The 23,418-nt window shown below is 66.6% G+C and carries 23 protein-coding genes; 13 read left to right on the top strand and 10 right to left on the bottom strand.

Annotated elements, in window-relative coordinates; all coding sequences use genetic code 11:
- The first annotated feature begins 189 nt into the window (after positions 1–189).
- The 4 genes from ACZL02_RS10420 to ACZL02_RS10405 all read left to right on the top strand — a co-directional run bounded on the left by ACZL02_RS10420 (position 190) and on the right by ACZL02_RS10405 (position 3,625).
- Complete coding sequence (locus ACZL02_RS10420) at positions 190–1,371, top strand: MFS transporter (RefSeq protein WP_472937100.1); 1,182 nt, start codon at positions 190–192, stop codon at positions 1,369–1,371.
- A gap of 192 nt (positions 1,372–1,563) precedes the next feature.
- Positions 1,564–2,145, top strand: coding sequence for an SCO family protein (locus ACZL02_RS10415; RefSeq protein WP_472938108.1), 582 nt, complete (start codon positions 1,564–1,566; stop codon positions 2,143–2,145).
- A gap of 13 nt (positions 2,146–2,158) precedes the next feature.
- A complete protein-coding gene (locus ACZL02_RS10410) occupies positions 2,159–3,034 on the top strand; it encodes a 50S ribosomal protein L11 methyltransferase (RefSeq protein WP_472937101.1) in 876 nt (291 codons plus the stop codon).
- 144 nt (positions 3,035–3,178) lie between these two features.
- A complete protein-coding gene (locus ACZL02_RS10405) occupies positions 3,179–3,625 on the top strand; it encodes a Ros/MucR family transcriptional regulator (RefSeq protein ID WP_472937102.1) in 447 nt (148 codons plus the stop codon).
- A 164-nt stretch (positions 3,626–3,789) separates the two neighbouring features.
- Here the strand turns inward: ACZL02_RS10405 and ACZL02_RS10400 are convergent, their stop codons facing one another.
- Both ACZL02_RS10400 and ACZL02_RS10395 read right to left on the bottom strand, forming a co-directional pair.
- On the bottom strand, positions 3,790–3,984 hold the full coding sequence (locus ACZL02_RS10400; protein ID WP_472937103.1) for a hypothetical protein: 195 nt from the start codon (positions 3,982–3,984) through the stop codon (positions 3,790–3,792).
- Between the two features lie 273 nt (positions 3,985–4,257).
- The gene (locus tag ACZL02_RS10395) at positions 4,258–5,307 is read right to left on the bottom strand and encodes an SDR family oxidoreductase (protein WP_472937104.1); all 1,050 of its coding nucleotides are present in this window, start codon (positions 5,305–5,307) and stop codon (positions 4,258–4,260) included.
- 80 nt (positions 5,308–5,387) lie between these two features.
- Between ACZL02_RS10395 and ACZL02_RS10390 the strand changes: the two genes are divergently transcribed.
- Complete coding sequence (locus ACZL02_RS10390) at positions 5,388–5,768, top strand: winged helix-turn-helix transcriptional regulator (protein ID WP_472937105.1); 381 nt, start codon at positions 5,388–5,390, stop codon at positions 5,766–5,768.
- A gap of 70 nt (positions 5,769–5,838) precedes the next feature.
- Here ACZL02_RS10390 and ACZL02_RS10385 read toward each other — a convergent pair whose 3' ends face one another.
- From ACZL02_RS10385 to ACZL02_RS10360, 6 genes are all read right to left on the bottom strand, one after another.
- Complete coding sequence (locus ACZL02_RS10385; protein WP_472937106.1) at positions 5,839–7,380, bottom strand: MDR family MFS transporter; 1,542 nt, start codon at positions 7,378–7,380, stop codon at positions 5,839–5,841.
- A 234-nt stretch (positions 7,381–7,614) separates the two neighbouring features.
- Entirely contained in the window at positions 7,615–10,014 is a 2,400-nt protein-coding gene (locus ACZL02_RS10380; RefSeq protein WP_472937107.1) for a membrane-bound PQQ-dependent dehydrogenase, glucose/quinate/shikimate family, read from the bottom strand.
- A 97-nt stretch (positions 10,015–10,111) separates the two neighbouring features.
- A complete protein-coding gene (locus tag ACZL02_RS10375; protein WP_472937108.1) occupies positions 10,112–10,549 on the bottom strand; it encodes a MarR family transcriptional regulator in 438 nt (145 codons plus the stop codon).
- Positions 10,550–10,657: 108 nt separating this feature from the next.
- Positions 10,658–11,320: a GntR family transcriptional regulator gene (locus ACZL02_RS10370; protein WP_472937109.1), complete on the bottom strand. Its 663-nt coding sequence runs from the start codon at positions 11,318–11,320 to the stop codon at positions 10,658–10,660.
- Positions 11,320–12,321: a 4-hydroxyproline epimerase gene (locus ACZL02_RS10365; protein ID WP_472938109.1), complete on the bottom strand. Its 1,002-nt coding sequence runs from the start codon at positions 12,319–12,321 to the stop codon at positions 11,320–11,322. Before ACZL02_RS10365 ends, ACZL02_RS10370 begins: the two co-directional genes overlap by 1 nt.
- A complete protein-coding gene (locus ACZL02_RS10360) occupies positions 12,318–13,235 on the bottom strand; it encodes a dihydrodipicolinate synthase family protein (protein WP_472937110.1) in 918 nt (305 codons plus the stop codon). The genes ACZL02_RS10365 and ACZL02_RS10360 overlap by 4 nt, the downstream gene beginning before the upstream one ends.
- A gap of 64 nt (positions 13,236–13,299) precedes the next feature.
- Here ACZL02_RS10360 and ACZL02_RS10355 point away from each other — a divergent pair, with 64 nt between their 5' ends.
- The gene (locus ACZL02_RS10355) at positions 13,300–14,538 is read left to right on the top strand and encodes an NAD(P)/FAD-dependent oxidoreductase (RefSeq protein WP_472937111.1); all 1,239 of its coding nucleotides are present in this window, start codon (positions 13,300–13,302) and stop codon (positions 14,536–14,538) included.
- Between the two features lie 58 nt (positions 14,539–14,596).
- On the opposite strand, the gene ACZL02_RS10350 is transcribed toward ACZL02_RS10355, so the two are convergent.
- Positions 14,597–15,421, bottom strand: coding sequence for an alpha/beta fold hydrolase (locus ACZL02_RS10350; protein ID WP_472937112.1), 825 nt, complete (start codon positions 15,419–15,421; stop codon positions 14,597–14,599).
- A gap of 213 nt (positions 15,422–15,634) precedes the next feature.
- Here ACZL02_RS10350 and ACZL02_RS10345 point away from each other — a divergent pair, with 213 nt between their 5' ends.
- Complete coding sequence (locus ACZL02_RS10345; protein ID WP_472937113.1) at positions 15,635–17,455, top strand: aminopeptidase P family protein; 1,821 nt, start codon at positions 15,635–15,637, stop codon at positions 17,453–17,455.
- Between the two features lie 411 nt (positions 17,456–17,866).
- Here ACZL02_RS10345 and ACZL02_RS10340 read toward each other — a convergent pair whose 3' ends face one another.
- Positions 17,867–18,331 (bottom strand): BA14K family protein, encoded by a 465-nt coding sequence (locus ACZL02_RS10340; protein ID WP_472937114.1) that lies wholly within the window; start codon positions 18,329–18,331, stop codon positions 17,867–17,869.
- A 273-nt stretch (positions 18,332–18,604) separates the two neighbouring features.
- Here ACZL02_RS10340 and ACZL02_RS10335 point away from each other — a divergent pair, with 273 nt between their 5' ends.
- The 6 genes from ACZL02_RS10335 (at position 18,605) to ACZL02_RS10310 (ending at position 23,398) form a co-directional block, all read left to right on the top strand.
- On the top strand, positions 18,605–19,450 hold the full coding sequence (locus ACZL02_RS10335; protein ID WP_472937115.1) for a metallophosphoesterase family protein: 846 nt from the start codon (positions 18,605–18,607) through the stop codon (positions 19,448–19,450).
- A gap of 957 nt (positions 19,451–20,407) precedes the next feature.
- Positions 20,408–20,779 carry a DUF2019 domain-containing protein gene (locus tag ACZL02_RS10330; RefSeq protein ID WP_472937116.1) on the top strand — a complete coding sequence of 124 codons (372 nt, stop codon included), beginning with the start codon at positions 20,408–20,410 and terminating at the stop codon, positions 20,777–20,779.
- A 381-nt stretch (positions 20,780–21,160) separates the two neighbouring features.
- Positions 21,161–21,448: a DUF2019 domain-containing protein gene (locus ACZL02_RS10325; protein WP_472937117.1), complete on the top strand. Its 288-nt coding sequence runs from the start codon at positions 21,161–21,163 to the stop codon at positions 21,446–21,448.
- Positions 21,449–21,574: 126 nt separating this feature from the next.
- A complete protein-coding gene (locus tag ACZL02_RS10320) occupies positions 21,575–21,961 on the top strand; it encodes a DUF2019 domain-containing protein (RefSeq protein WP_472937118.1) in 387 nt (128 codons plus the stop codon).
- 288 nt (positions 21,962–22,249) lie between these two features.
- Complete coding sequence (locus ACZL02_RS10315; protein WP_472937119.1) at positions 22,250–22,975, top strand: hypothetical protein; 726 nt, start codon at positions 22,250–22,252, stop codon at positions 22,973–22,975.
- Between the two features lie 108 nt (positions 22,976–23,083).
- Positions 23,084–23,398 carry a DUF2019 domain-containing protein gene (locus ACZL02_RS10310; protein WP_472937120.1) on the top strand — a complete coding sequence of 105 codons (315 nt, stop codon included), beginning with the start codon at positions 23,084–23,086 and terminating at the stop codon, positions 23,396–23,398.
- The last annotated feature ends 20 nt before the right edge of the window (positions 23,399–23,418 follow it).

Here is a 23,418-nt window from a genome sequence, read left to right as displayed (position 1 = left end):
CCTGAGACACGTCTTGCTGCCAGGATGGGCCGCGGGAGATGCCGTCCGATCCGGCGTTGTACCCCGGAAAGGCCGCGGGCCGGCGCCCGGTGGGCGGCAGCCTTGCGTCACCGGCGATAGCTGGTCAAGCGGCACTGTCCTATATCCGCCGAGACAAGGCGACGACGACGCCGCTCGAACGGACATGCCATGACCAGCCTTCCCGCCACGCCGCCCGCGGCCCATCCAGGCCTTGGGCCCGGACTGACCTTGTTCTTCGCCCTGGCTTGCGGGGCGCTGGTGGCCAACATCTACTATGCCCAGCCGCTGGTGGCGCTGATCGGCGCCGAAACTGGGCTGGCGCCATCGGCCGAGAGCTGGCTCGTGACGGCGGCCCAGGTCGGCTACGGCATAGGCCTCGTGGCGCTCGTGCCGCTCGGCGACGTCTTCGAGAACCGCCGCGTCATCCTGCTGACCATGGCGGCCAACGTCCTCAGCCTCATCGGCCTCGTGGTTCTGCCCGGGCTGTTTGCGCTGTTCGCGCTGACGCTGGTGGTCGGCATGACCTCCACCGCCGCGCAGATGCTGGTGCCATTGGCCGCCGGCATGGCGCCGCCGGAGACGCGCGGCAGCGTGGTCGGCAATGTGATGAGCGGCCTCATCGCCGGTATTCTCCTGGCGCGGCCGCTTGCCGGCATCCTCGCTGAGCATATCGGGTGGCGCGGCGTCTTCGGCGTCTCGGCGGCGCTGCTGACGGTTCTGCTCGGCGCCGGCGTGCTGCTGTTTCCGCAGCGCCGCCCGACCGTCACCGAATCCTATGGCGCGCTGATTGCCTCGCTCGGCAAGCTGTTCGTGACCGAGCGGGTGCTGCGGCGGCGCGCGCTGTTCCATGCTGCGATCTTCGCGAGCTTCTCGCTGTTCTGGACCGGGACGCCTCTCGTCCTCTTCGCCGACGGCTATTCGGCGACTTCGGTTGCCCTGTTCTCGCTGTCCGGCGTCCTCGGCATTCTCGCGGCGCCGGTGGCCGGGCGTCTTGCCGACCGCGGCCACGGCCGGGCTGCGACCATTGGCGCGATGCTGACGGTGATGGCGGGCTTTGCGATTGCCGGCCTGACGACGCTGGCCGGTTTCGTCGCGGCGGGCATCCTGATCGACCTCGGCGTGCAGGCCAATCTCGTCGTCGGCCAGCGCGAGATCTTCTCGCTCGACGCCGAGATTCGCAACCGGCTGAACGCGGTCTACATGACCACCTTCTTCATCGGCGGCGCCGTCGGCTCGGCGTTGACCAGCCCGGTTCTCCAGGCTTTCGGCTGGCCCGGCATCTGCGTGCTCGGCGTCGCCTTCCCGGCGACCGCCCTCGTCTATCTTCTCGTCGGCGAGCGTCGAAGCTGAAGCTTCGCCGGAGAGAGCCGAAGCTGAGCCTTCATCGGTGAGCACCGCAGCGGCGCCTTGGACCGTAGTGCGATCGGCAGAGGGGGATCAGCGCGGGCTCACGCCGATCTTCTTTGCGGTCCGGCGCCGGCTGCTGTATCGCCGGGGAAAGGGCGGCGAGGGTCGCGTTTCACGGAGTTCACCATGCGCGGCATCGCTCTTTTCCGGATCGGTCTTTGGGCCTTCGTCGCGCTCTGCGCCGGCGCGGCCATCAGCGTCTATTACTACGGCAGCGAAAGCGGCCAGGAAGAGGCGGCCTACGGTTCGCCGTTCAGCCTCGTCGACCAGAACGGCGCGGAGATCACCGAGGCGGCGCTGCGCAACGGCAAGCCCTCGGCGGTGTTCTTCGGCTTCACCCACTGCCCCGACGTGTGCCCGACGACGCTCGCCGAGCTCGCCGGATACCAGAAGGCGTTGAAGCAGGACGGCAAGGATCTGCAGGTGGTGTTCGTCAGCGTCGACCCCGAGCGCGATACGCCGACGGTGCTGAAGAACTACCTCGGTGCGGTTTCACCCGACATCACCGCGATCACCGGCGAACCGGCCAAGGTGGCCCAGATGCTGAAGGGCTGGGGGGTTTATGCCAAGAAGGTCGGCGACGGTCCCGAGTACGCCATGGACCACACCGCGACCACCTTCCTCCTCGACTCCGCCGGCCGCTTTTCCGGCACCATCGCCTATGGCGAGAACCCGAAGACGGCGAAGGAAAAGCTCGACCGTCTCGCAGCCCTCTGACCCCGGTAGGCCCGTGACCCAGACCCGCTATCACACCCGCACCAGCAAGCTGCTTGCCCAGCGCATCTTCGACGCGTGGGATGCCGCCTTCGAGGACGAGGATGCCCCGGTCGGCGTCACCGAGATCGACGAGGCCGCGGATATCCACGAGGTCTCGGTCTATTTCGACGACGAGACCGGCGGTGCCGATCGGCTTGGGGACGTGACCGCGGCGCTGTCGGATCTCGACACCCCGCCGATCGCGGTGGAGGCGATTCCCGATACCGACTGGATGAAGGCGGTGCTGGCCGAGCTGAAGCCGGTGCGGGCAGGGCGCTTCATCGTGCACGGCGCGCATGACCGCGGGATGATTCGCGCCAACGACCTCGGCATCGAGATCGAGGCCGGCCAGGCCTTCGGCACCGGACATCACGGCACGACCTCGGGTTGCCTGACGATGATCGACCGGCTGGTGCGCCGCCGGCAGTTCACCAACACGCTCGATCTCGGCACCGGCAGCGCGGTTTTGGCGATCGGCCTTGCCAAGCTCGCCCGGGTGCCGGTACTGGCGACCGACATAGATCCCGTCGCCATCGCGGTGGCACGCGAGAATATCGTGAACAACGGGGTCGGCAATCTCGTCCGCGCTGTCGTCGCGACCGGCATGGCCTCGCACGACATCCGCGCCTTCGCGCCCTATGACCTCGTCGTCGCCAATATCCTGGCCCAGCCGCTGATCAAGCTGGCCCCGGCGGTCGAGCGCCAGCTGGCCCCTGGCGGCGACGTGATCCTGTCTGGGATCCTCGAGAGACAGCGGCAGGCGGTGCTTGCAGCCTACCGCACGCAGGGCCTGGTGCACCGCGAGACCCTCCGCCGGGGCGAGTGGGTTACCTTGCATCTTTCGCGCTGAGCCCACGAATTGTCGTAATTACGTAAGGTAACATTAGCTGTTGTCTTGTGGTTTTTATCATCAGCCACCTTCAATCTAATTATTTGAACATACTGAGGAGTTTTAGTATCACCCTAAAATGAATTTCAAAGTTTTGGGGTGGCAATGGATACCGTAGATGTTGAAAGAAGCCTGCTGCTCGAGCTGTCGACCACAATTGTCAACGCCTGTATTCAGCAGAGCAAGATCGCTGCGGCGGATCTGCCGGACCTGATCACCAGCGTCTATACGGCGTTAAAGACGGCAGCCAACGGCACGCCGGAAAAGGTCGAGAAGATCGTGCTGAAGCCGTTCGTTCCGATCAAGAAATCGGTGACGCCCGACTACATCATCTGCCTCGAGGACGGAAAGCGCTTCAAGTCGATGAAAGGCCATCTGGCCAATCTCGGCATGACGCCAGATGAGTATCGTCGCAAATGGGGCTTGCCTGACGACTATCCGATCGTGGCGCCAAACTACGCCGCCTCGCGCTCGGCGCTGGCGAAGAAGTTTCGTCTTGGCCGCAAGCCAAGGGGCGATAACGGCAATGCCCACCAGGACGCCGCGGAATAGCAGCGGCGCGTGCTTCCGGGCGTGCTTCCGGCGGGGCGAGTGGGCCTGGCTGTGCGTGCAGCGGCGCGCAGATTTCGCGCCGCAAAGCTCACCCGTAGGCGAACTTTCTCTCCGATCCCGGAGCCGCAACTCCATGGCGTAAGTTCAGCCCGTCGCGGGATATTCTAGCGGCGTTCGGGAAAGACGATGTCGAAGAGCGACGCCGGCTCCACCTCGAAGCGGCAGGGATGGGCGACGCCGAGATAGGCGGCCGCTGCCGAGCGAAGGCGCCGTCCCTCGTGCCGCCAGTCGAAGGCGGAGATCGGGCCGTGTTGGGCGCGGGTAGCGGGTCGGGCGGGGAAGTCTGCGCGGGTCGGCATGGCGTCGAACTCCAGCTCACGAATCAACCCTCCCGGTCGATACGATCATGCTGGCAAAGCAGAAGGTCCGCCATCCCCGGCGCCGCATAGCACCCCCGCATTTGCTGCATTGCAGCATAATGGAATTGGGCCGGTAAGGCCTTAGGGTATCTGCGTCCGGGCGCGCGCTGAAGCGGCGGCTGTCCGACCCATTCGGTGCCGCCTTTATCCCGTCCTTCTCCATCGCGGCAATGCCTCAACGGCACTGCCGCGACAGGTGTCGTCAGCCCGTGATCACGGGATGTAGCGGTCGGCGCGCAGCTGCTCGAACAGCGCGAAGAACGCGTCGTCCGTCGGCTGATAGGCGGTAAAGCCGAGACGGCGGCTTTTCGACATGTCGGTGACCACCTCGATCGGCCGACCCAGGTCGGCATCGGTATGCCACGGCGAGGCGAGCCGGGAGAGGGTCGTCTCCTGCAGGTTCTCGCGCTCGGCGATCTCGGTCCACAGCGCCGCATCGTCGGCCATCTGCACTTCCAGCGGCAGGACCGTCCCGTCAAAGGGGGCAGGCTCGAGGCCAAACCAATGGGCGATGCGCGTCCACAGCCAGCTCCAGCGGAAGACATCGCCGTTGACGATGTTGAACGCCTCGTTGGCGGCGGCCGGCGTCGTCGAGGCCCAGAGCAGCTGCTTTGCCAGCATGCCGGCATCGGTCATGTCGGTAAGGCTGTTCCACTGCGCGGACGAGCCGGGGAAGCGGAAGGGACGGCCGGTCTCCTTGCAGAGGCTGGCGTAGACCGCGAGCGTCTGGCCCATGTTCATCGCATTGCCGACGGCATGGCCGATCACGGTGTGCGGCCGGTGGACGCTCCAGTTGAAGCCGTCCCGCTTGGCGGCGGCGAAGACCTCGTCCTCCTGCGCATAGTAGAAGTTGTCGACGTCGAGCCGGCCCTGCTCCTCGCGGAACGGCGTCTGCGGCAGCACGCCCTTGCCGTAGGCCTCGAACGGTCCGAGGTAGTGCTTCAGCCCGGTGACGAGCGCCACGTGCTCGACGCCGCCGGCAGGCCGCAGCGCGTCGAGGAGGTTGCGCACCATCATGCCGTTGACGCGGATGTTCTCCGCCTCGTTTGCCTGGCGTGCCCAGGTCGTGATGAAGACATGCGTCGGCCGCTTGTCCTTCAGCGCCGCCGCGACGGAGGCTGGATCCTGCAGGTCCGCCGCGATGCCGCCCGGCTGCGGGCTGCGTGATAGGCCGGCGACGTCCCAGCCTTCTTTTTCGAGAAGGGCGATCGTCGCCCGACCGATGATCCCGGTTCCACCCACCACCAGTGCTGTCTTCGCCATGTCGTTCTCCTGTTCGCTTTGACGCGAACTAGGGTAAGACGAGGCCGTGGATCAAGACGGCACCAAAGGGTATCCAGCGGATGGAAAAGGCAGCGCCGGGCGAGGACTGGACCGAGGATTGCGCGCCGCGCCGCGTGCTGGAACTGTTCGGTACCAAGTGGACCAGCATGGTGCTGCATACGCTGCATGCCCGCCATGGGGGCAACTGCCGCTCCGGGGCGCTGTTGCGGAGCCTGCCCGGCATTTCGAAGAAGATGCTGACGCAGACGCTGCGGGGCATGGAGACGAACGGGCTGGTCGAGCGCATCGTCCATCCGACGGTCCCGCCCGGCGTTGACTACGCGCTGACGCCGCTCGGCCGGCGCTTCGTCGAGCCCGTCGAGATGCTCTACGACTGGGGGCGGCGCAACGACGACGCCCTCGACGCCCTGCAGCCGCGGCCGAGTTCGCGTCGGCGCTGACACCTCCGTCCTCTCGGCGTCGCCGCGCCAATTCCCGACACCCGCACGATGCCTTGCGGGATTTAGTCCCTCAGCGCGTCCGGTCGACGCTGTCGGCGGCGACGGCTGCCGGGCGCTTGACGGTGTCGGCGACGGCGCCGTGGCCACTGATCTCCTGGCCGGCATCGGCCGCGAAGCGGCGGTTCCAGACGGTGGCGGTCAGTGAGATCGCTGCGACCAGGATGAAGGCGGCGGAGAAGTCGCTGAGCTGCGGTTGCGCATGCCCGTGCATCTGCATGGCGCCGTGCAGCGCCAGTGCCGCGACGCAGATGCCGAGCGACAGCATCAGCTGCTGGAAGGTCGTGTAGAAGCTCGTCGCCGAGCTCATCTGCCGGGCCGATATCTGGTCGTAGGCCACCGTGTTGTAGCCGGTGAACTGGAACGACATCGAGAAGCCGCAGGCGAGCAGCACGCCGAAGATCGTCCACAGCGGCCAGTCTGGCCGGAAGGCCGCGCAGATGCCGTAGCCGAGGCTGGCAAAGATGCCGTTGACGAGAAGCGCGTTGCGGAAGCCGAAGCGGCGCAGCAGCCGCGGCGCCACGGCCTTCATCGCCAGCGAGCCGATCGCGGTGGCGATGGTGATGCCGCCGCTGGTCGCGGCCGAGAGCCCGAAGCCCAGCTGCATCATCAGCGGCAGCAGGAAGGGCTGCGCCCCTTGGGTTATCCGCGTCAGGGAACCCGCGATCACCGAGGTCCCGAAGCTCGCCACTCGCATGAGGGAGAGGTCGAGGATCGGCGCGGGATGCCGGCGGGCATGGCGGATGTAGACGAGGCCGAAGACCACGCCGACAAGGGACAGCACCAGCGCGAACAGGCCTTCACCGTCGCGGCTAGCCATCTCGAAGCCGAACAGCAGGGAGCCGAGCGATATGCCGGAAAGGCCCATGCCCAGCCAGTCGAACCGTCCCGCGCGCTCGCCCTTCACGTCCTCGATGAAGAAGGTGACGAGGATCATGCCGAGGATGCCGATCGGCACGTTGATGTAGAAGATCCACCGCCAGTCGGCATAGGTGACGATCAGCCCGCCGACCGGGGGGCCGAGGATCGGCCCGATCATCGCCGGCACCAGCAGCCAAGACATCGCGGAGACCAAGTCCTTTCGCGCAACGCTGCGCAGCAGCACCAGCCGGCCAACCGGCATCATCATCGCGCCGCCGACGCCCTGCAGCAGCCGGGCGAAGACCAGGAAGGAGAGCGTCGGCGCCAGGGCGCAGAGGATAGAGCCGAGAAGAAACACCCCGATCGCGGCCCGGAACACGGTGCGGGAGCCGAAGCGATCGGCCATCGCGCCGCTGGCCGGGATGAAGACGGCGAGGCTGATGAGATAGGAGGTCAGCGCGATGCTCATCGCCGGCGCCGAGACGGCGAAGTCGCGCGCCATGGTCGGCAGCGCGGTGGCGAGAATGGTCGCGTCGAGCTGTTCCATGAACATCGCCGAGGCGACGATCATGGCGATGGTGCGGAAATTCGGGGCGGTCTTCGCCGGTGAGGCGGCGGGCACGGCTGCCGCGGCGTCGGCACCGGCACTGGCATCGGCACTGGCACTGGCACTGGGAGGCGGAGGGGGAGCCATAAGCGGGGCCTTCGGGCACGACGAGGTCTCGGCCCCGGTTAAATGCAAGGGCTACATACGATTCAACGCTGACGGGCGCCAGACCGATACCGGAAGTTTGTCGAGGTGCCGGCTCATCGCGGCAAAAGAGAGGGCCGGCAGAAGAAGCGCCGGCTTAGCGCCGGTTGCGGCAGTGCTTGTTGGGAGAGGGGCGGGACGTCCGGTCCTTGCCCCTCTCCGGCGTGTTTCGCCGCGCTACTGCAGCGTATAGGCGATGACGCTGTCGCCGGGCGTCGTGCCGATCGAGCCGTGACCGCCGGCGGCGAGGACGACGTACTGTTTGCCGTCCTTGCCGCGATAGGTCATCGGCGTCGCCTGGCCGCCTGCCGGCAGACGGGCCTGCCAGACCTTCTCGCCGCTCTTCATGTCGTAGGCGCGCAGATAGTTGTCGAGCGTCGCCGCGGTGAAGGAGACGCCGCCCGCGGTGGTCAGCGTGCCGCCATGCGCGATGATGCCCATCGGCATCGCGATCGGCCAGGTGAGGCCCATGATCTTCTGGTCCTTCACCGTGCCGTTGCGGCGCGTCCAGGCGGTCTTTCCGGTCTTGAGGTCGACGCCGACCATCAGGCCCCAGGGCGGCGCCTGGCACGGCAGGCCAAGGCCGGAGCGGAAGTTCTGGATCGAGATCGCATAGGGGCCGCCCATGTTCTCGTTGATCGGCCGCGTGCCGTCCTTCGTCACCATCCGCTCGTCGGTGTTGCCGGCCGGGCGCGGCAGCACGTCGTAGAGGTAGGAGAGGCGGATCGGGGTGCCGATCAGCCATTTGTTGACGGGATCGACGGCGATGCTGCCCCAGTTGAACACCCCGATATTGCCGGGATAGGTCAGCGATCCCGCGATGGTCGGCGGGGTGAACGGGTTGCCATCGTAGCGCCGCTGGCGGAACTCGGCGCGGCAGAGGATCTGGTCGATCGGCGAGATGCCCCACATGTCACTCTCTGTGAGCGGCGGCGGGGTGAAGTTGAGGGAGGAGATCGGCTGCACCGGCGAGGGCTTCTCGTTGGGCACATCGGTGACCGTCGAGACCTGCTGCTCCGAGACCGGCAGGACCGGCTTGCCATCGCGGCGGTCGAGGACGAAGAGGTTGCCGTTCTTCGTCGGCAGCACCACCGAGGGCACCGTCGCGCCGTTCACCGGCAGGTCGATCAGCGTCGGCTGCGACGGGTTATCGCGGTCCCAGAGGTCGTGATAGGACGACCGGAAGGTCCAGCGCAGCTGGCCGGTTGTGAGGTCGAGCGCGGTCAGCGCATCGACGAAGCGCTCGTCCTCCGCCGTCCGGGTCTGGCCGAACATGTCCGGCGACTTGTTGCCGAAGGGGACGTAGACGAGGCCGAGGGCCTCGTCGGCGCTGAGCGTCGTCCAGGCGACCGGCGAGTTCGCCTCGTAGGTAGCGCCGGGCGCCAGGGGTGCGGTCTCGTCCGGCTTGCCTGCATCGAACTTCCAGACGACCTGACCGGTCCTGACGTCATAGGCACGGATCACGCCGGACGCGTTGTCCTTGTAGTAGTTGTCAGCGATCGACCCGCCGAGCACGATCAGGCCCTTGGTCACCAGCGGCGCCGAGGTCTGCATGTACGTCGCTTCGCGGACGTTCGGCATCTGGTCGAGGAGATTGACGTAGCCGTTGTCGCCGAAACCCTCGCAGAGCGCGCCGGTGTCGGCATTGATCGCGAACAGGCGGGCATCGACGGTCGTCGCGATGACCCGGCGCGGGCAGGCGGCGATGGCGGCGGCGGTTTCGGCGGAGGCGGGCTGCGAGGCCGGCGCCGTCGCCTCGTCATGGTAAGAGACGCCGCGGCAGGTCTGGTGCTGGTAGACCGCGTTCGGCTTCAGGCCGGGGTCGAACTTCCACTTCACCGCGCCGGTCTCGGGCTCGAGCGCCTCGACGATGTTGTGCGGGGTGCAGAGATACAGCATCCCGTTGACCTTCAGCGGCGTCGCCTCGAAGGTGTATTCCGAGGCGTCGTCGGGACCCTTTAGGTCGCCGGTATGGTGTTCCCAGGCGATTTTCAGATTCTTGACCGTGTCGAGGTTGATATCCGACAGCGCCGAATAGCGCTGGCCGAGATTGGTGCCGCCATAGGCCGCCCAGTCGTCGGTCGGATATGCGGGCGTGCCGACGGCGGCCGGCGGCGCGGCGGCGGCCTCGCTCGGCAGATCGCCGGCGACGAGAATCGGATCGTAGAACCAGGCGCCGACGGCGAGCACGGCGATGGTGGCGACGGTGCCGCGGAGCAGCCCGGCCGCGGCAGACGGCGACTTGCCGCGGGCGGCATCGGCGCGGCGCAGGGCACCGGTGACGAAGGGCAGCGCCATCCACAGGCCAATGAAGGTGATCAGCGCCCCGCGCGGGATCCACTGCCACTTGTCCAGCCCGACTTCCCACAGCGTCCAGGCGAAGGTGAGGATGAGAACGACGGCAAAGATCGTCAGCGCCGACTGGCGGCGACGGATCAGCTGGAAGGCCGACAGAACGAGGCCAAGGCCCATGACGATATAGAAGGGGCTGCCGCCCAGCGAGGCGAGGTAGACGCCTGCCGCGAGGATCGCCGCGCCCACCAGGGCGACGATCCAGCCTGTTATGACCGCTATCATCGAATTCTCCTTACACACACAGAGTTGGACCGGTATCGCCGCGCTGTTGGCGGCGTTGGTTCCGGCTTGGAAAAACTGGGGCCTGCCGGAAAACGGATCAGGACGAGCGGCTTTGCCGCAGCGTCGTTTCCAGCCCGTCGAAGACGCGCAGCGCCGCCTCCAGATCCTCGGCGGTCGCACCGGCAAACAGAATTTGCCGACGTTGCAGCAAAGTCTCCTGGAAACGTCGGTGAAAGGCTTCGCCTGCGGGGGTGAGGTGGACGCGCTTGGCGCGGCGGTCGACCGCATCGTCGATCCGCTCGACGAGACCGGCTTTCACCAGGTGGTCGAGCACCCGCACGAGGGTCGGGCCCTCGATCCCCATGGCATCGGCAAGTTCCACCTGCCGCAGGCCTTCGCCGAAGCGGGCGAGATAGCGCACCGGCAGGAAGCTCGCCTCGGAGAGGCCGTGCGGCTCCAGGAGGATATCGATCTCCCGGCGCAGGAGGCGCGATAGAAGGTGGAGCTTGAGGCCGAAATCCTCGAGCGACAACATGGCTGGCGTCCAGACTAGTTAGCTAGGCTATCAGTCAGGTAATCTTCTTGCCGGGGGTCGTCAACCCGTTTCGGCGGCGGCGCGGGGGATGAAACGGCGCAGGGCCGTTCAGGCGTCTGCCGCGGCCCGCCGAAGCTCGGCGTCGAGATCGTCGCGGGTGCTGGCGATGTGCGCCGTGCTGAGCCTTGCAGCTTCGCCTCTCCGGCCGGCCGCCCACGCATCGAACAGCGTCTCGTGCTCGTCGATCGCCCGCTCGGCGCGGCCGCGGGGCTCGAGATGCTTGACGACGTAGCGTTCGGCGATCACCTGCAGCCGCTCCACCGTCTGTACCGTCACCGGGCGCCCGCCCGGCCGGATCAGCGCCATGTGGAACGCGCGGTTGAGCGTGCCCGCACTGGCGCTGTGGTCCCGCGCGGCTCGGTTCAACCCGTCCAGCGCGGCGCGGGCCTGCGCGATGTCGTCCGGCGTCAGCCTTTGCGACGCGGCACCGACGGCATCCGGCTCGATCTTCAGGCGCAGATCGAACACGTCCTCGGCCTCGATGGCCGAGAGCGGCCGCACGAAGTAGCCGCGGTTCATTTCCGACAGCACGAGCCCGTCCTGTTCGAGCTTGGCGAAGGCCTCGCGCAGCGGGATCTTCGAGACGCCGAGCTCGGTCGCCAGCGCATCCTGGCGGATCGCCGCATGCGCTGGAATGCTGCCGGCGATGATCCGGTCGCGGAGGATGTCGACGATGCGGTCGGCCAGCGCCGTCTTGACGATCAGGCTCATCAGACGACCTGGAAGCCTTGCCAGAAGGGATCCTCGCGGTCGATCCAGATCGTGTTGAAGCCGGTGGCGACGGCCGATCCCTCGATCGACGGCACGATCGCGGCCTCGCCACCGAGCGTGGTCCCGGCTTCCACGGTGCCGATGAAACGGCTGCCGATATAGCTCTCGTGGACGAAGGTCTGCCCGGGCTCGAGGCGGCCGGTGGCGGCAAGATGGGCGAGGCGGGCGGAGGTGCCGGTGCCGCACGGCGAGCGGTCGATCGCCTTGTCGCCGTAGAACACCGCATTGCGCCCGTCGGCACCGTCGCCGCGCGGCACGTCCGCCCAGAGCACGTGGCTGACGCCGCGGATGGTCGGGTCGAGCGGGTGCACCGGCTCGAACTTCTCCCGGACGAGGTTGCGCACCAGCGTCGAGAGTTCGACGATGCGGCTCGCGCCGAGCGCGTCGAGCCCGGTATAGGCGCCCTGCGGTTCGACGATGGCGTAGTAGTTGCCGCCATAGGAGACGTCGACGGTGAGCGGGCCGAAATCCGGCACGTCGATCTCGATGCCGCGCGCAGCGACGTAGGCGGGGACGTTGGTGATTTTCACCGAGGTCACCTTGGCGCCCTCGGTGGCAAAGCCGATGTCGATCACCCCGGCCGGCACCTCGACGCGCAGCTGCCCCGGCGTGCGCGGCTGGATCAGGCCATGCTCGAGACCGAAAGTGATCATGCCGATGGTGCCGTGCCCGCACATCGGCAGGCAGCCGCTGGTCTCGATGAACAGGATGCCGATGTCGGTATCCTCGCGGGTCGGCGGGTAGAGGAAGCCGCCCGACATCATGTCGTGGCCGCGCGGCTCGAAGCAGAGCCCGGTGCGGATCCAGTCGAAGCGCGCCAGGAAATCCTGGCGGCGTTCCGACATCGAGCTTCCCTGCAGCAGCGGCGCTCCGCCGACCACCAGCCGGACCGGATTGCCGGCGGTATGCCCGTCGATGCAGAAGAAGGTGTGGCGCATCAGGCGGCCTTGGACATCGTCAGCGTCGGCCGGGTCGCCGCGGCCTTCTCGACCATCGCGGTGACTTCCGCGCGACGCTCGCCGACGAGCGGCATGCGCGGCATGCGAACGCGCTCGGAGCCGCGGCCCATGATCTGTTCGGCGAGCTTTATCGACTGCACGAGGTCGTGCTCGGCATCGAGGTGCAGGAGCGGCATGAACCAGCGGTAGATCGTGCGTGCAGTCTCCCAGTCGCCGCGGTCGCAGGCGGCGACGAGCTGCACCGACTCGGCCGGGAAGGCGCTGGTGAGGCCGGAGACCCAGCCCTTGGCGCCGAGCATCAGGCCCTCGAGCGCGACGTCGTCGAGGCCGGCGAAGAGATCGAAGCGGTCACCGAAGTCGTTGATCAGGTCGGTGAAGCGGCGCGGGTCCGGGGCGCTTTCCTTGACCGCGAGGATGTTCGGCACGTCCTCCAGCGCCCGCAGCACGTCGGCGCCGATGCTGACGCGGTAGGCCGGCGGATTGTTGTAGAGCATGATCGGCAGGCTGGTCGCCTCGGCGACGGCGCGGAAATGGGCGACGAGCTCGGCGGGCTTGGGCACATAGACCATGGCCGGCAACACCATCAGGCCGTCGGCGCCGAGCTTTTCGGCATCGCGGGCATAGGCGACGGCCCGGCGGGTGTCGAACTCGGACACGCCGGTCAGCACCGGCACGCGGCCGGCAACTACCTCGACGGCGGCCTTCAGGATCGTGCGCTTCTCCTCGCCGTCGAGCGAGTTGTTCTCGCCGCAGGTGCCCATCAGGATCAGGCCGTTGACGCCGTCGCGCACCAGCGCATCCTGGACGCCCTGCGTCGCCTCGACGTCGACCGACATGTCCTCGCGGAACTGCGTCGTGACTGCGGGAAATACGCCATGCCAACCGGTCTTCGCCATCTCGGGCTCCTCTTGATCTCAAAATCGTATAATATATACGATACTGCAAAGCGGAGGGTGTCAAGTGGGCGACAGGCGGACGGTGGTGGTAGGCGGCGGCATCGTCGGCCTGTGTTCGGCGCTGGCGCTGCAGCGGGCGGGCGTTCCGGTGCTGCTCGTCGATCCCGCGCGCGCCGTGGCGCCGGCCTCCTGGGGCAATGCCGGCCATGTCGCGATCGAGCAGGTGGTGCCGCTGGCCTCGATGGCGACGCTGACGTCCGCGCCGCGCCGGCTGACCTTGCGCGGCGGGGCACTGTCGCTGCCGCCGCGCGACGTCCGGCGCTGGCTGCCGTTCGCGCTGCGCCTCGCAAGGGCCTCGACGCCGGCCCGGCACGCCGAGGGCCATGCGGTGCTGGCGGGGCTGCTCGCCGAGGCGATGCCGGCCTGGCAGCGTCTGGCGGGAAGCCTCGGCGCTGCGGGTGTCCTCGTCGAGAACGGCCATGCCGTCGTCTGGCATGATCCGCGCGCCGCTGCCGCCGGTGTCGCCGCCTGGCAGCGGACCGATACCGGGACGGCGCGCTTTCACGTCGCGGATGCGGCCGAGCTGGCCGGGCTCGGCCGCGTCATGGCACGGCCGCCGGCGGCGGCGATCATCTTCGAGAACACCGGCCAGGTCACCGATCCCGGCGCCGTCATGTCGGCATTGCGCGCGGCGTTCGCGGCAGCGGGTGGCACCGTGCTCGCCGGCCTCGTTCGGGGCATCGGGCTGGAGGACGGCAAGGCGGTGCTGCACCTTGCTTCAGGCGCCAGCCTGTCGCCGGAAGCGCTGCTGATCGCGGCTGGCGTCGAGTCCGGCGATCTCTTGCGGCCGCTCGGCCTGTCGGTGCCGATCATCGCCGAGCGCGGCTATCACATCCAGGCCGCCGATCACCGCTGGCCCAGGGGCCTGCCGCCGGTGGTGTTCGAAGAGCGATCGATGATCGTCACGCCGTTCGAGAGCGGGCTGCGGGCGGCCGGCTTCGTCGAATTCGGCAGCTTTGAAAAGCCCGGCAATCCGCGCCGGTGGGAGACGCTGGAGCGGCACGTCGCCGAGCTCGGCCTTCCGGTGGCAGGGCCCTTCAGCCGCTGGGTCGGGGCGCGTCCGACGCTGCCCGACTATCTGCCCGCCATCGGCCGGGCCCCTCAGGCCGCAAACCTCTTCTACGCCTTCGGCCATCAGCATCTCGGCCTGACCCTCGGCCCGCTGACCGGTGAGCGCGTTGCCGGCCTGATGACCGGACGCGAACCTGCCTTGCCGGCGCTTTCGCTGGCACGTTTCGGCTGAACCGGCCGAGGTTTTGGAAGACGGAGCGCCCTTCGGGCTTCCTGAAGGGCGCGCGCCTCTAGCTTCTGAGGAAGGCCAGGATGTCGGCGTTGATCACCTCCGCGTGGGAGGTGGCCATGCCGTGCGGCAAACCGTCATAGGTTTTCAGCGTGCCTTTCGGCAGCAGCTTTGCGGCGAGCGGTGCCGACGCGGCGTAGGGGACGATCTGATCGTCGGTGCCGTGCATCACGAGCACCGGCACGTCGATCGACTTCAGGTCTTCGGTGAAGTCGGTCTCGGAAAATGCCGTGATGCATTCGTAATGGGCGTGGATCGAGCCCATCATGCCTTGCCGCCACCAGTTCTCCTTCACGCCCTCGGAGATTTTCGCGCCGGCGCGGTTGTAGCCGTAGAAGGGACCTGCCGGGAGGTCGCGGTAGAACTGCGCCATGTCGTCCGCCAGTGCCTTTCGGAGGCCGTCGAAGACCGCCATCGGCAAGCCGCCGGGATAGGCTTCCGTCTTCAGCATGATCGGCGGCACGGCGCTGATGAGCACGGCCTTGGCGACGCGGCTGGTGCCGTGCCGGCCGAGATAGCGCGCAACTTCGCCGCCACCGGTGGAATGGCCGATGTGCACGGCGTTCTTCAGGTCGAGCGCCGCTGTGAGCGCGGCGACATCGTCGGCATAAGTGTCCATCTCGTTGCCACCGGTGGTCTGGCCCGATCGGCCGTGACCCCGACGGTCGTGCGCGATGACGCGGAAGCCTTGCTGCAGGAAGAACAGCATCTGGCTGTTCCAGTCGTCGGCGGAGAGTGGCCAGCCGTGGTGGAAGACGAGGGGCTGTCCGCTGCCCCAGTCCTTGTAGAAGATTTCGGTGCCGTCCTGCGTGTTGATCGTCGGCATGCGGTTCTCCCCAAAGAACTGCCGGGACGGGTCGGAAGGCCGGCGCCGGCATTGCTTCGCCGCACTTAAAAGCGCCGGGGCGAGGGTGTCCACGCCTGGTTCGGTGGGTGGCAAAGCTTGCCCGGACGGACGGCCCCGGTACTTTCCATGGCAACGGCGGATATGGTCTAAGGCCGGCGGGCCGGAGCCGGCCGATGCGATGCGAGGATTTCCATGTTCCAGAACTTCGACGACGCCATCGACTTCAGCCAGAGCGCCGGGCGGGTCGCGCGGCTGCGTCAGATCATGGCCGACCAAGGGATCGACGGCTTCGTCATCCCCCGCGCCGACGAGCACCAGGGCGAGTACATCCCGGACTCGGCGGCCCGGCTGGCCTGGCTGACAGGCTTCACCGGCTCGGCGGGCGTCGCGCTGGTGCTGGCCGACCGGGCCGCGATCTTCGTCGACGGGCGCTATACGCTGCAGGTGCGCGACCAGGTCGACCTTGCGGTGTTCGAACCATGGAATTCGGTCGAGACCTCGCTGCCGGCGTTCCTGAAGGAGCATGCAGGCGGCCTCAAGATCGGCGTCGATCCCTGGCTGCATACGCTGGCGGAAGTGCGCCAGCTCTCCGAGGCGCTGGAGGCCAAGGGCGGCGCGCTGGTGACGCTCGCCGGCAACCCGGTCGACCGGTTGTGGAACGACCGGCCGGCGCCGCCGAAGGGCGCCGTCACCCCGCATCCCGAGCGCTATGCCGGGGTGCCCGCGGCCGAAAAGCTGGCGGCGCTCTCCGCCGTGCTGACGCGGGAGGGCGCCGACAGTGTCGTCCTGACCGATCCGTCCTCGATCGCCTGGGTCTTCAATATTCGCGGCACCGACGTCTCGCACACCCCGCTGCCGCTGGCCTTCGCGGTGCTGCGGGCGGCGGGGCGGCCGAGCCTCTTCATCGATCCCGACAAGCTCGATGCGGCCGCGCGGGCCTATCTAGACGGTCTCGCCGATCTGGCCGAGCCCGCAGCCTTCGAGCCGGCGTTGCGCAGGCTCGGCGGTACCGTGATGCTCGATCCGCAACTGGCGGCGGCGCGTGTCGCCACGCTGGTGGAGGAGGGCGGAGCGACGGTCCTGAAGGGCGCCGATCCCGCGCGGCTGCCGCGGGCGATCAAGAACGCCGTGGAACTCGCCGGCTCACGCGCCGCCCATCGCCGCGACGGTGCCGCGATCACGCAATTCCTGTGCTGGCTCGACGGCCAGGCGCCGGGGACGGTGAGCGAGATCGTCGCCGCCGAGACGCTGGAGGCTTTTCGCCAGAAGGCCGGCGAGGCCGACGGCATGGCGCTGCGCGATATTTCCTTCGACACCATTTCGGGCTCCGGGCCGAATGGCGCGATCGTCCACTACCGCGTCAATCGGGAGAGCAACCGGATGCTCGGCGCGGGCGAGCTCTTCCTGCTGGACTCCGGGGCGCAGTACCAGGACGGCACCACCGACATCACCCGCACCGTGCCGATCGGAACGCCGACGGAGGAGATGCGCCGGAAGTTCACGCTGGTGCTGAAGGGGATGATCGCCATCTCCACCGCGCGCTTTCCGAAGGGCACCCGCGGCGTCGATCTCGACCCGCTGGCCCGCATCGCGCTGTGGAAGGCGGGCTGCGACTACGCGCACGGCACCGGCCATGGCGTCGGCTCCTACCTCGCGGTGCACGAGGGGCCGCAGTCGATTTCGAAGCGCGGCATGGCGGTGCTGGAGGCCGGCATGATGCTGTCGAACGAGCCGGGCTACTACCGCGAGGGGGCTTTCGGCATCCGGATCGAGAACCTCATCCACATCGAACCGGCGGAAGTGCCGGAGGGTGGGGACCTGCCGATGCATTCGTTCTCCACCTTGACCTTCGCCCCGATCGACCGACGGCTGATCGTCTCCAGCCTGCTCGACGCCAGCGAGTGCGCCTGGATCGACGGCTACCACGCGGAGGTCGCGGCCCTGCTGACGCCCGTCGTCGATGCCGGGACCGGGGCATGGCTGGCGGCCGCGACGGCGCCGCTGGAACGCTGACCGGGCAGCGGGCGGGGAGGCCGGAGGCCGGCTAGCCCGGACGGTTGCAGCGTCGGTAGGAGCGCCTGGGCGTGCGGGAGGAGAGCACAGGCTGTGCTCGGGCGGAGGGTTCTGCGGATCGTGCAGACCTGCAACCTCTTCGCCCGCTCGCTGGTGTCACGGACCAGGAACCCGACGAGGCTGGTGTTTCCGGCGAGGCTTTCGATCTGCGCTGCAAGGTGATGATGGGCTTCCTGCAGGAGAAATCCCGCGTCTCGCCTTGCCGTTGTCCGTTATCCCGGATGTCAACGTTCCCAAGCCCCCTCAGCGCCTGGCTCGAGAGAAGGCATGGCCGCAGCTTCCACAGCGCAATGAAAAAGGCCCCGCGAAATCTCGCGGGGCCTTTTTGATGATCGAACGTTCTAGCGCCGGTTAGCGGCACATGCGGCGTGGGCCGTTGTTCGGCTGGTAGGTGCCGCTGCGCGGGTCGAAGGTGCGGTAGCGGGCGGCGCAGGAATCGTACCAGGCCTGGCTGCGGACGGCATAGCTGCCGCCGCGATAGGCCCGCGGCTGGTTCGAATTGGCGATGGCTGCACCGACGCCGAGACCGAGGATCGCGCCACCGATCAGCGCGCCACTGTTGTTGCGGTGGTGGCGGCGGTTGTAGTAGCGGCGGTTGTGGCCGTAGTAGCGGCCCCCTCGATAGGAACGGCCACCGCGGTAATGGCGCCCGCCACCATAATGCCTGCCGCCGTGATAGCGGCGTCCACCATGATCACGGGCCTCGGCCTTGCTGATGCCAACCACCGGAACGCTCGACGGGATTGCCGCCGGCACCACCGAGAATGCCAGTGCCACCGCCAGAACCTTGGTCGCCAGCGACCTGAAAATGCGCATGCCTGATCTCCGTTACTGTCATTGGATGTTCTGCGACTAACCATTCCCCACATGAACGGTTCCTGAAGGAATCCCGGACAGGACCTTTGCGCTGCTCACCTGCGCGACAGCGTTAACGCAAGGTCAAGGAATGCAAGCGGGCCCGAAGCCGGTCCCCGACGGGTGCCGGCGTCTTCACGAATTCGCCAGGACGCGGTAATCGAAGCGCGGATGCCGGGTTCTCCTGGAAGACACCGTCCAGCGCAGCGGTAGGCGACGCCGCGAGAGGACCTTTTGGCCGACACGTTCCGCATCGCGCATCTCTCCGACCTGCATTTCGGGCGTCACGACACGAGGCTCGCCGAGACGCTGCTCGCCGACGTCGAAGAGCAGGCGCCCGATCTGGTGGTGATTAGCGGGGATTTCGCGCAGATCGGCAGCCGGCGCGAATTTGCGGCGGCCCGCGATTTCCTCGATCGCCTGACTGCGCCGGTCTTCGCGGTGCCCGGCAATCACGACGTGCCGGCGCGCAATGTCTACAAGCGCTTTGCCGACGCCTATGGACGGTACCGCCAGTTCATCGCCGACGACCTCGAGCCGTTCCGCGAGATCGGGCCTCTCGCCATCGCCGGACTGAACACCGCCCGGCGGGTGCGGCCTGGCTGGAACTGGGCGAACGGCTCGATCGGACGGCGCCAGCTGGAGACGCTCGAGCACCGCTTCGCGGCGAGCGCACCGGGCGCCGTGCGCATCGTCGTCGCGCACCATCCGCTGATGCAGCCGGAGGTGCCGGTGCCGATCCGCTTGGTCAAGCGGGCGGATCTTGCGCTCTCGACGTTTGCCCGGCTCGGCGTGCGGCTGGTGCTCTCCGGCCATTTCCACATGTCCTACGTCCGCCATCACCCGAAGGGCCCCGTCGTCGTAGGCGAGGCGGGCGCACCGGCGATGATCGTCGCGCAGGCCTCGACCTCGATCTCGACCCGGCTGCGCGGCGAGCCGAACGCCTACAACCTCGTCGCCATCGGCCCGCAGCGGATCGACATCGCCGTGCGCGAATGGACCGGCGGGGACTGGATCACCCGCGGCACGGCGCCGACGCCGGTCGCGATCGGCGCTGTCACCGGCACCGCCAGCGGCTGAGCCCCGGCGCGTCGGAACGAGCCGCGACGGGCCGCCAGCGCATAGAGGCTGGTCGGACTTTCCCGGCGGCGGTCAAGCGAAGGGTTCCCGCCCTCGCGTTCGAGCCGGGTCTTTGCAGGGGTTCCGGGCAGGGGGTTCCGGCATCCGTCCCGGCGCTCCGAAGAGACGGCGGGCGCCAGAGGCGCGGGGTTTGATGAAAGCGAAGCGCCTCCGGCGTTCCGCGCGGCGCCCGGCCGAGCTGTGGGGGCCTGTCCGGCCGCCCGACGCTCCGCCCATCCTCCCACTCCGCCGCCGCCGCGCCGTTGCCACGGGCGCGCCGCCACCGGATACCGGCGCCGCCGCCCGTGCCAAGGGCGGCCTCGCCGGGGAGGCCGGCCACCGCTCCCCGGAGAGAGCAACGCCCGGACACCGCCCGCCATCCCCCGAGCGATCCCGGCGATCACTCGCGTCCCTCGCGGGGACGGCGGTGAGGGGAAGATAGCGGGGAAAGGAACGTAAGGGAAATTAATCTTATTTAGGTATCTAGTATTTAGGAGGTTCACTGGCTTTGATCGCGAGGCCAGGCGACGCTGACTCCTGTCTAGGTGCGCCACCATGCTTGTTCTGTAGCGTTTTCGGCCGGGGTGGAGGCTTTTGATACGCCCTTCCTGAAAGTCTTCCGCCTCGCCGGTCTTCGGGAAGATAATCCGTAACCGTAACGGGAAGGTTCGATGTAGGCGGGAAGGGAATATTTCGGGACACTCGCCGCGCTGCTGGCGCTGCGGATGGCGTGTCGCGGCTTGCAGGTGCTGTTCGCGTTCGCCACCCTGCGCTGGCTGAGGAAATAACCGGGTGGTTTGCCCGAGCCAATAGGCGATACGGCGGAATGACGCCCAGAGACTTTCTTCGTGGCAGGTCATGGGACGAGCGTTTCCAGCTTGGAATTGAACAGTTGATCGAAGAGGGAGTGCTCCAGCCGTGAAATACGAGAATCTGAAAGCCGAACCCGTCTCGACACTGGTGAGATACTTCCGTGAGATCAGCCTTGCGCAGGACGAGGCCGAGATCGATGGCGCCATTGCGCGGTATAATCGACTGTTTGCCATTCGCATGGCCCTTGCCGAGGAGTTGCGACTGCGTCCCGGCGACCAGCGCCGCGAACTCATGACGCTCTTCGAGCACCCCAACCTCAGAGTCAGGCTTTATGCAGCGTTGGAGACCTTGTCTGTTGCGCCCGCGGAAGCGCGTCAAATCCTGCAGCAGATCCATGGCTGGCGGTTGACGCCCTATTGCGCCGAAGCCGCCAGCATTCTGAATGCGCTCGACGACGGCAGTTTCCTGCCGACCTAACGACGTCGACGGAGGCCTTTGGACTCGGTGCTGTGTTACACCATCCCCGACCGTCAGGTCGGGGATGGTCGTTCCGTCGAGAAAGGCAGCGCTGCAAAGGATGGCTTTTCTTGGTGGCGTGTCGTCGGACGATCTGGCCGTTCTGCTCTATTTGACGCAACGTGCGGTCAAAGACTGGTTCATGGCAATCGACGACATATTCGAGCCAGGGAGTCTCGGGACTACCTGCGGGACAAAGTTGGCAGGAGCGCATCACGCTTGGTTTCGAAATCCTCATCGACAAGGGAGCGATGAAACCATGGCTTCGCTTGATTGTGCAGGCCTCTCCTCGGCTGAGCTCGCAAAACTCTACACTGTCGTCGGCATCGCGCAGGACGACGCTTGCTGAATGACGATACAAAACGGTTCAATCGCTTGTGCGACAAGATCGTCGCAATCGAGCAGGAACTTAGATCGCGGCCCGGGGACGGCCGGCGAGCTTTTCTGACGTTGCACGACCACCCGAATGATCAGGTTCGCCTGAACGCCGCAGGCGCGACGCTGGCGATCGCGCCGGAGAAGTCTCGGAGGGTGTTAGATGGGATCAGGCGTGTGGGATTCGGCATCCAGTCCTTGAGTGCGGGGATGTTGGTGCGGGCGCTAGACGATGGGAGTTATGTGCCGACGTGAGTTTATGGCCACCGAAAGGCGTTCCCGCCTGTCGCAGATCGAGTGTGCTGACATGAACGATCGGATACGCCATCGGCACGATGGCCGTCAGCCTGGTGCCCTGGAGAGCGTCGGTAGCTTCATGCCATGACCATCGTCCCATTGAGCAATTCTGAGCTTGAGGCTCTTAGCGCGGACGAACTCGTCCAGCGCTTCGCCGACAGCGGCACGGCACAAGACGAAGCCGAGCTGGACGACGAGATTTCGTGGTTCAATGGGCTCTATCAAATGCATGAGGCCGTAGAAAACGAACTACGTCGACGACCGGGCGACGGCCGGCGGGCGCTGATGGCGCTGTTCCACCATCGGAGCGGTCGAGCCCGGCTCAATGCTGCCATAGCCTTGCTCGCGGTTGAGCCGGTCGCAGCGCGACGAATGCTCGAGCAAATTCGCGATTGGAGGATTCCGCCCTGCGCTGCAGACGCCAGCGGTATGCTGCGCTCGCTGGACGACGGGCGGTATGTTCCGAGTTAGAACGGCAACGACATTTTCCTATGCTGAGAAACGCGGATCGTATGACGACCCGAGGGGCGTGACTTTTGCACAGGCCGCGCCCTGCGCTCCCGAACGTGCGCTGCCTTAACGAACTCCTCCAGAATGCGCTTCTCGTTCGCGCCGTCTGCCGTGGCAGCTGTGTCGTTGCCTTCGATGCGCCGAAAGCTTAGCTTTCTCTCTTTATTCCTATATATCAACTAATTCAGGATAGTTTTCCTCCTGACATCTCTTTCGGAATAATATCCTTCTCTGGGTGAGGAGGAATTGATGAGAGTAGAGAGGGAAAGTTCGGAGCATATTCGCGAATTGCTGGCTCGGCAGATGAAGGTTCGCGGCTGGCGCGTCCTTCTGGCGCTCGCGAGACTGCAGCGCCTGACGCTCAAGGCTGGTTTTCGCGAGTCACAGCCCCGCTGGCCGAAGGGCAGCGGCGACATCAGCGGCGAATGGCGGGACGAGGGAAGGCGCCGGGAAGGAACCCGGACTGCCGCGGTCGAGGTCTACATTACCCGACAGCCGCCGTCGGGCGACCCGAAGACACCGCCGAAAGTGCCGCGGCTGCGGCCGCCGTCATCTGGCACGGGTCACAATGGCGGCCCGCCGCTGGAGGACCCACCCCAGATTCCGAAGGACCGGCCGCCGACGAAACACCAGCGCATTCGCGTCGCCAAGGCGCTCGCGCGCTGGATGGCGAAGGCTGCGGCGCGTCGGCTGCTTGGGCCGCTCGGGCTGGTCGTCGATGTGGTCGAACTCGTGGAATGGCTGAACGCGTACTATCCGGAGATCGAGAGCTATTTCGATGCGCCAGAATCTCTCGACGAACTGCGGCGGCTCGCCTCTTCAAAACAGCCGGGCTACGAGATCCATCATATTGTCGAGGAGGCTTCCGCATTGAAAGACGGTTTCCCCAACTCCATTGTTAACGGTCCACAAAATCTGGTCCGTACTTCCGAAGTACAAGCATCACGCGATAACGGGCTGGTTCGCGCGTATTAATGAAGAATATGGAGAGCTTTCCCCAAGGGATTATCTCCGCGGAAAATCATGGGACGAAAGGTTTTCTGTTGGTATCGAACGAATGATCGAGGAAGGGGTTCTTAGGCCATGACGATAGAAAGATTGAAGAGCGCAAGCGCCCCGGTGTTGGTAGGAATATTTCGCGACATATGCCTAGCTCAGGATGACGCAGAGATCGAAGGTGATACTGCAAGATACAACAGACTGTTTTTTGATCGGATGAGTCTCAAAGAGGAACTTCAATCGCGCGAAGGAGATCAACGGCACCTGCTTGTTAGACTCTACGACGATATCAATCTTCGGGTGAGGCTGTATGCCGCCTTGGCGACGTTGGCCGTCGTACCAACGGAGGCCAGAGCGGTACTGCAGCAACTTCGTGATTGGCGGGTGCCCCCCCTATAGTGGGGAGGCAGCCAGTATCC

It is taken from the genome of Mesocryomonas fontinalis (assembly GCF_055730125.2).
This window is presented reverse-complemented; position numbering and strand designations above follow the sequence as displayed.

Excerpts from the sequence above, each read along its gene's own strand:
- ACZL02_RS10380 (WP_472937107.1), bottom strand. The coding sequence starts at position 10,014 with ATGATAGCGGTCATAACAGGCTGGATCGTCGCCCTGGTGGGCGCGGCG.
- ACZL02_RS10385 (WP_472937106.1), bottom strand. The coding sequence starts at position 7,380 with ATGGCTCCCCCTCCGCCTCCCAGTGCCAGTGCCAGTGCCGATGCCAGT.
- ACZL02_RS10315 (WP_472937119.1), top strand. The coding sequence starts at position 22,250 with ATGAGAGTAGAGAGGGAAAGTTCGGAGCATATTCGCGAATTGCTGGCT.
- ACZL02_RS10420 (WP_472937100.1), top strand. The coding sequence starts at position 190 with ATGACCAGCCTTCCCGCCACGCCGCCCGCGGCCCATCCAGGCCTTGGG.
- ACZL02_RS10375 (WP_472937108.1), bottom strand. The coding sequence starts at position 10,549 with ATGTTGTCGCTCGAGGATTTCGGCCTCAAGCTCCACCTTCTATCGCGC.
- ACZL02_RS10390 (WP_472937105.1), top strand. The coding sequence starts at position 5,388 with ATGGAAAAGGCAGCGCCGGGCGAGGACTGGACCGAGGATTGCGCGCCG.
- ACZL02_RS10345 (WP_472937113.1), top strand. The coding sequence starts at position 15,635 with ATGTTCCAGAACTTCGACGACGCCATCGACTTCAGCCAGAGCGCCGGG.
- ACZL02_RS10320 (WP_472937118.1), top strand. The coding sequence starts at position 21,575 with ATGACCATCGTCCCATTGAGCAATTCTGAGCTTGAGGCTCTTAGCGCG.
- ACZL02_RS10400 (WP_472937103.1), bottom strand. The coding sequence starts at position 3,984 with ATGCCGACCCGCGCAGACTTCCCCGCCCGACCCGCTACCCGCGCCCAA.
- ACZL02_RS10395 (WP_472937104.1), bottom strand. The coding sequence starts at position 5,307 with ATGGCGAAGACAGCACTGGTGGTGGGTGGAACCGGGATCATCGGTCGG.
- ACZL02_RS10310 (WP_472937120.1), top strand. The coding sequence starts at position 23,084 with ATGACGATAGAAAGATTGAAGAGCGCAAGCGCCCCGGTGTTGGTAGGA.
- ACZL02_RS10340 (WP_472937114.1), bottom strand. The coding sequence starts at position 18,331 with ATGCGCATTTTCAGGTCGCTGGCGACCAAGGTTCTGGCGGTGGCACTG.
- ACZL02_RS10360 (WP_472937110.1), bottom strand. The coding sequence starts at position 13,235 with ATGGCGAAGACCGGTTGGCATGGCGTATTTCCCGCAGTCACGACGCAG.
- ACZL02_RS10350 (WP_472937112.1), bottom strand. The coding sequence starts at position 15,421 with ATGCCGACGATCAACACGCAGGACGGCACCGAAATCTTCTACAAGGAC.
- ACZL02_RS10370 (WP_472937109.1), bottom strand. The coding sequence starts at position 11,320 with ATGAGCCTGATCGTCAAGACGGCGCTGGCCGACCGCATCGTCGACATC.
- ACZL02_RS10405 (WP_472937102.1), top strand. The coding sequence starts at position 3,179 with ATGGATACCGTAGATGTTGAAAGAAGCCTGCTGCTCGAGCTGTCGACC.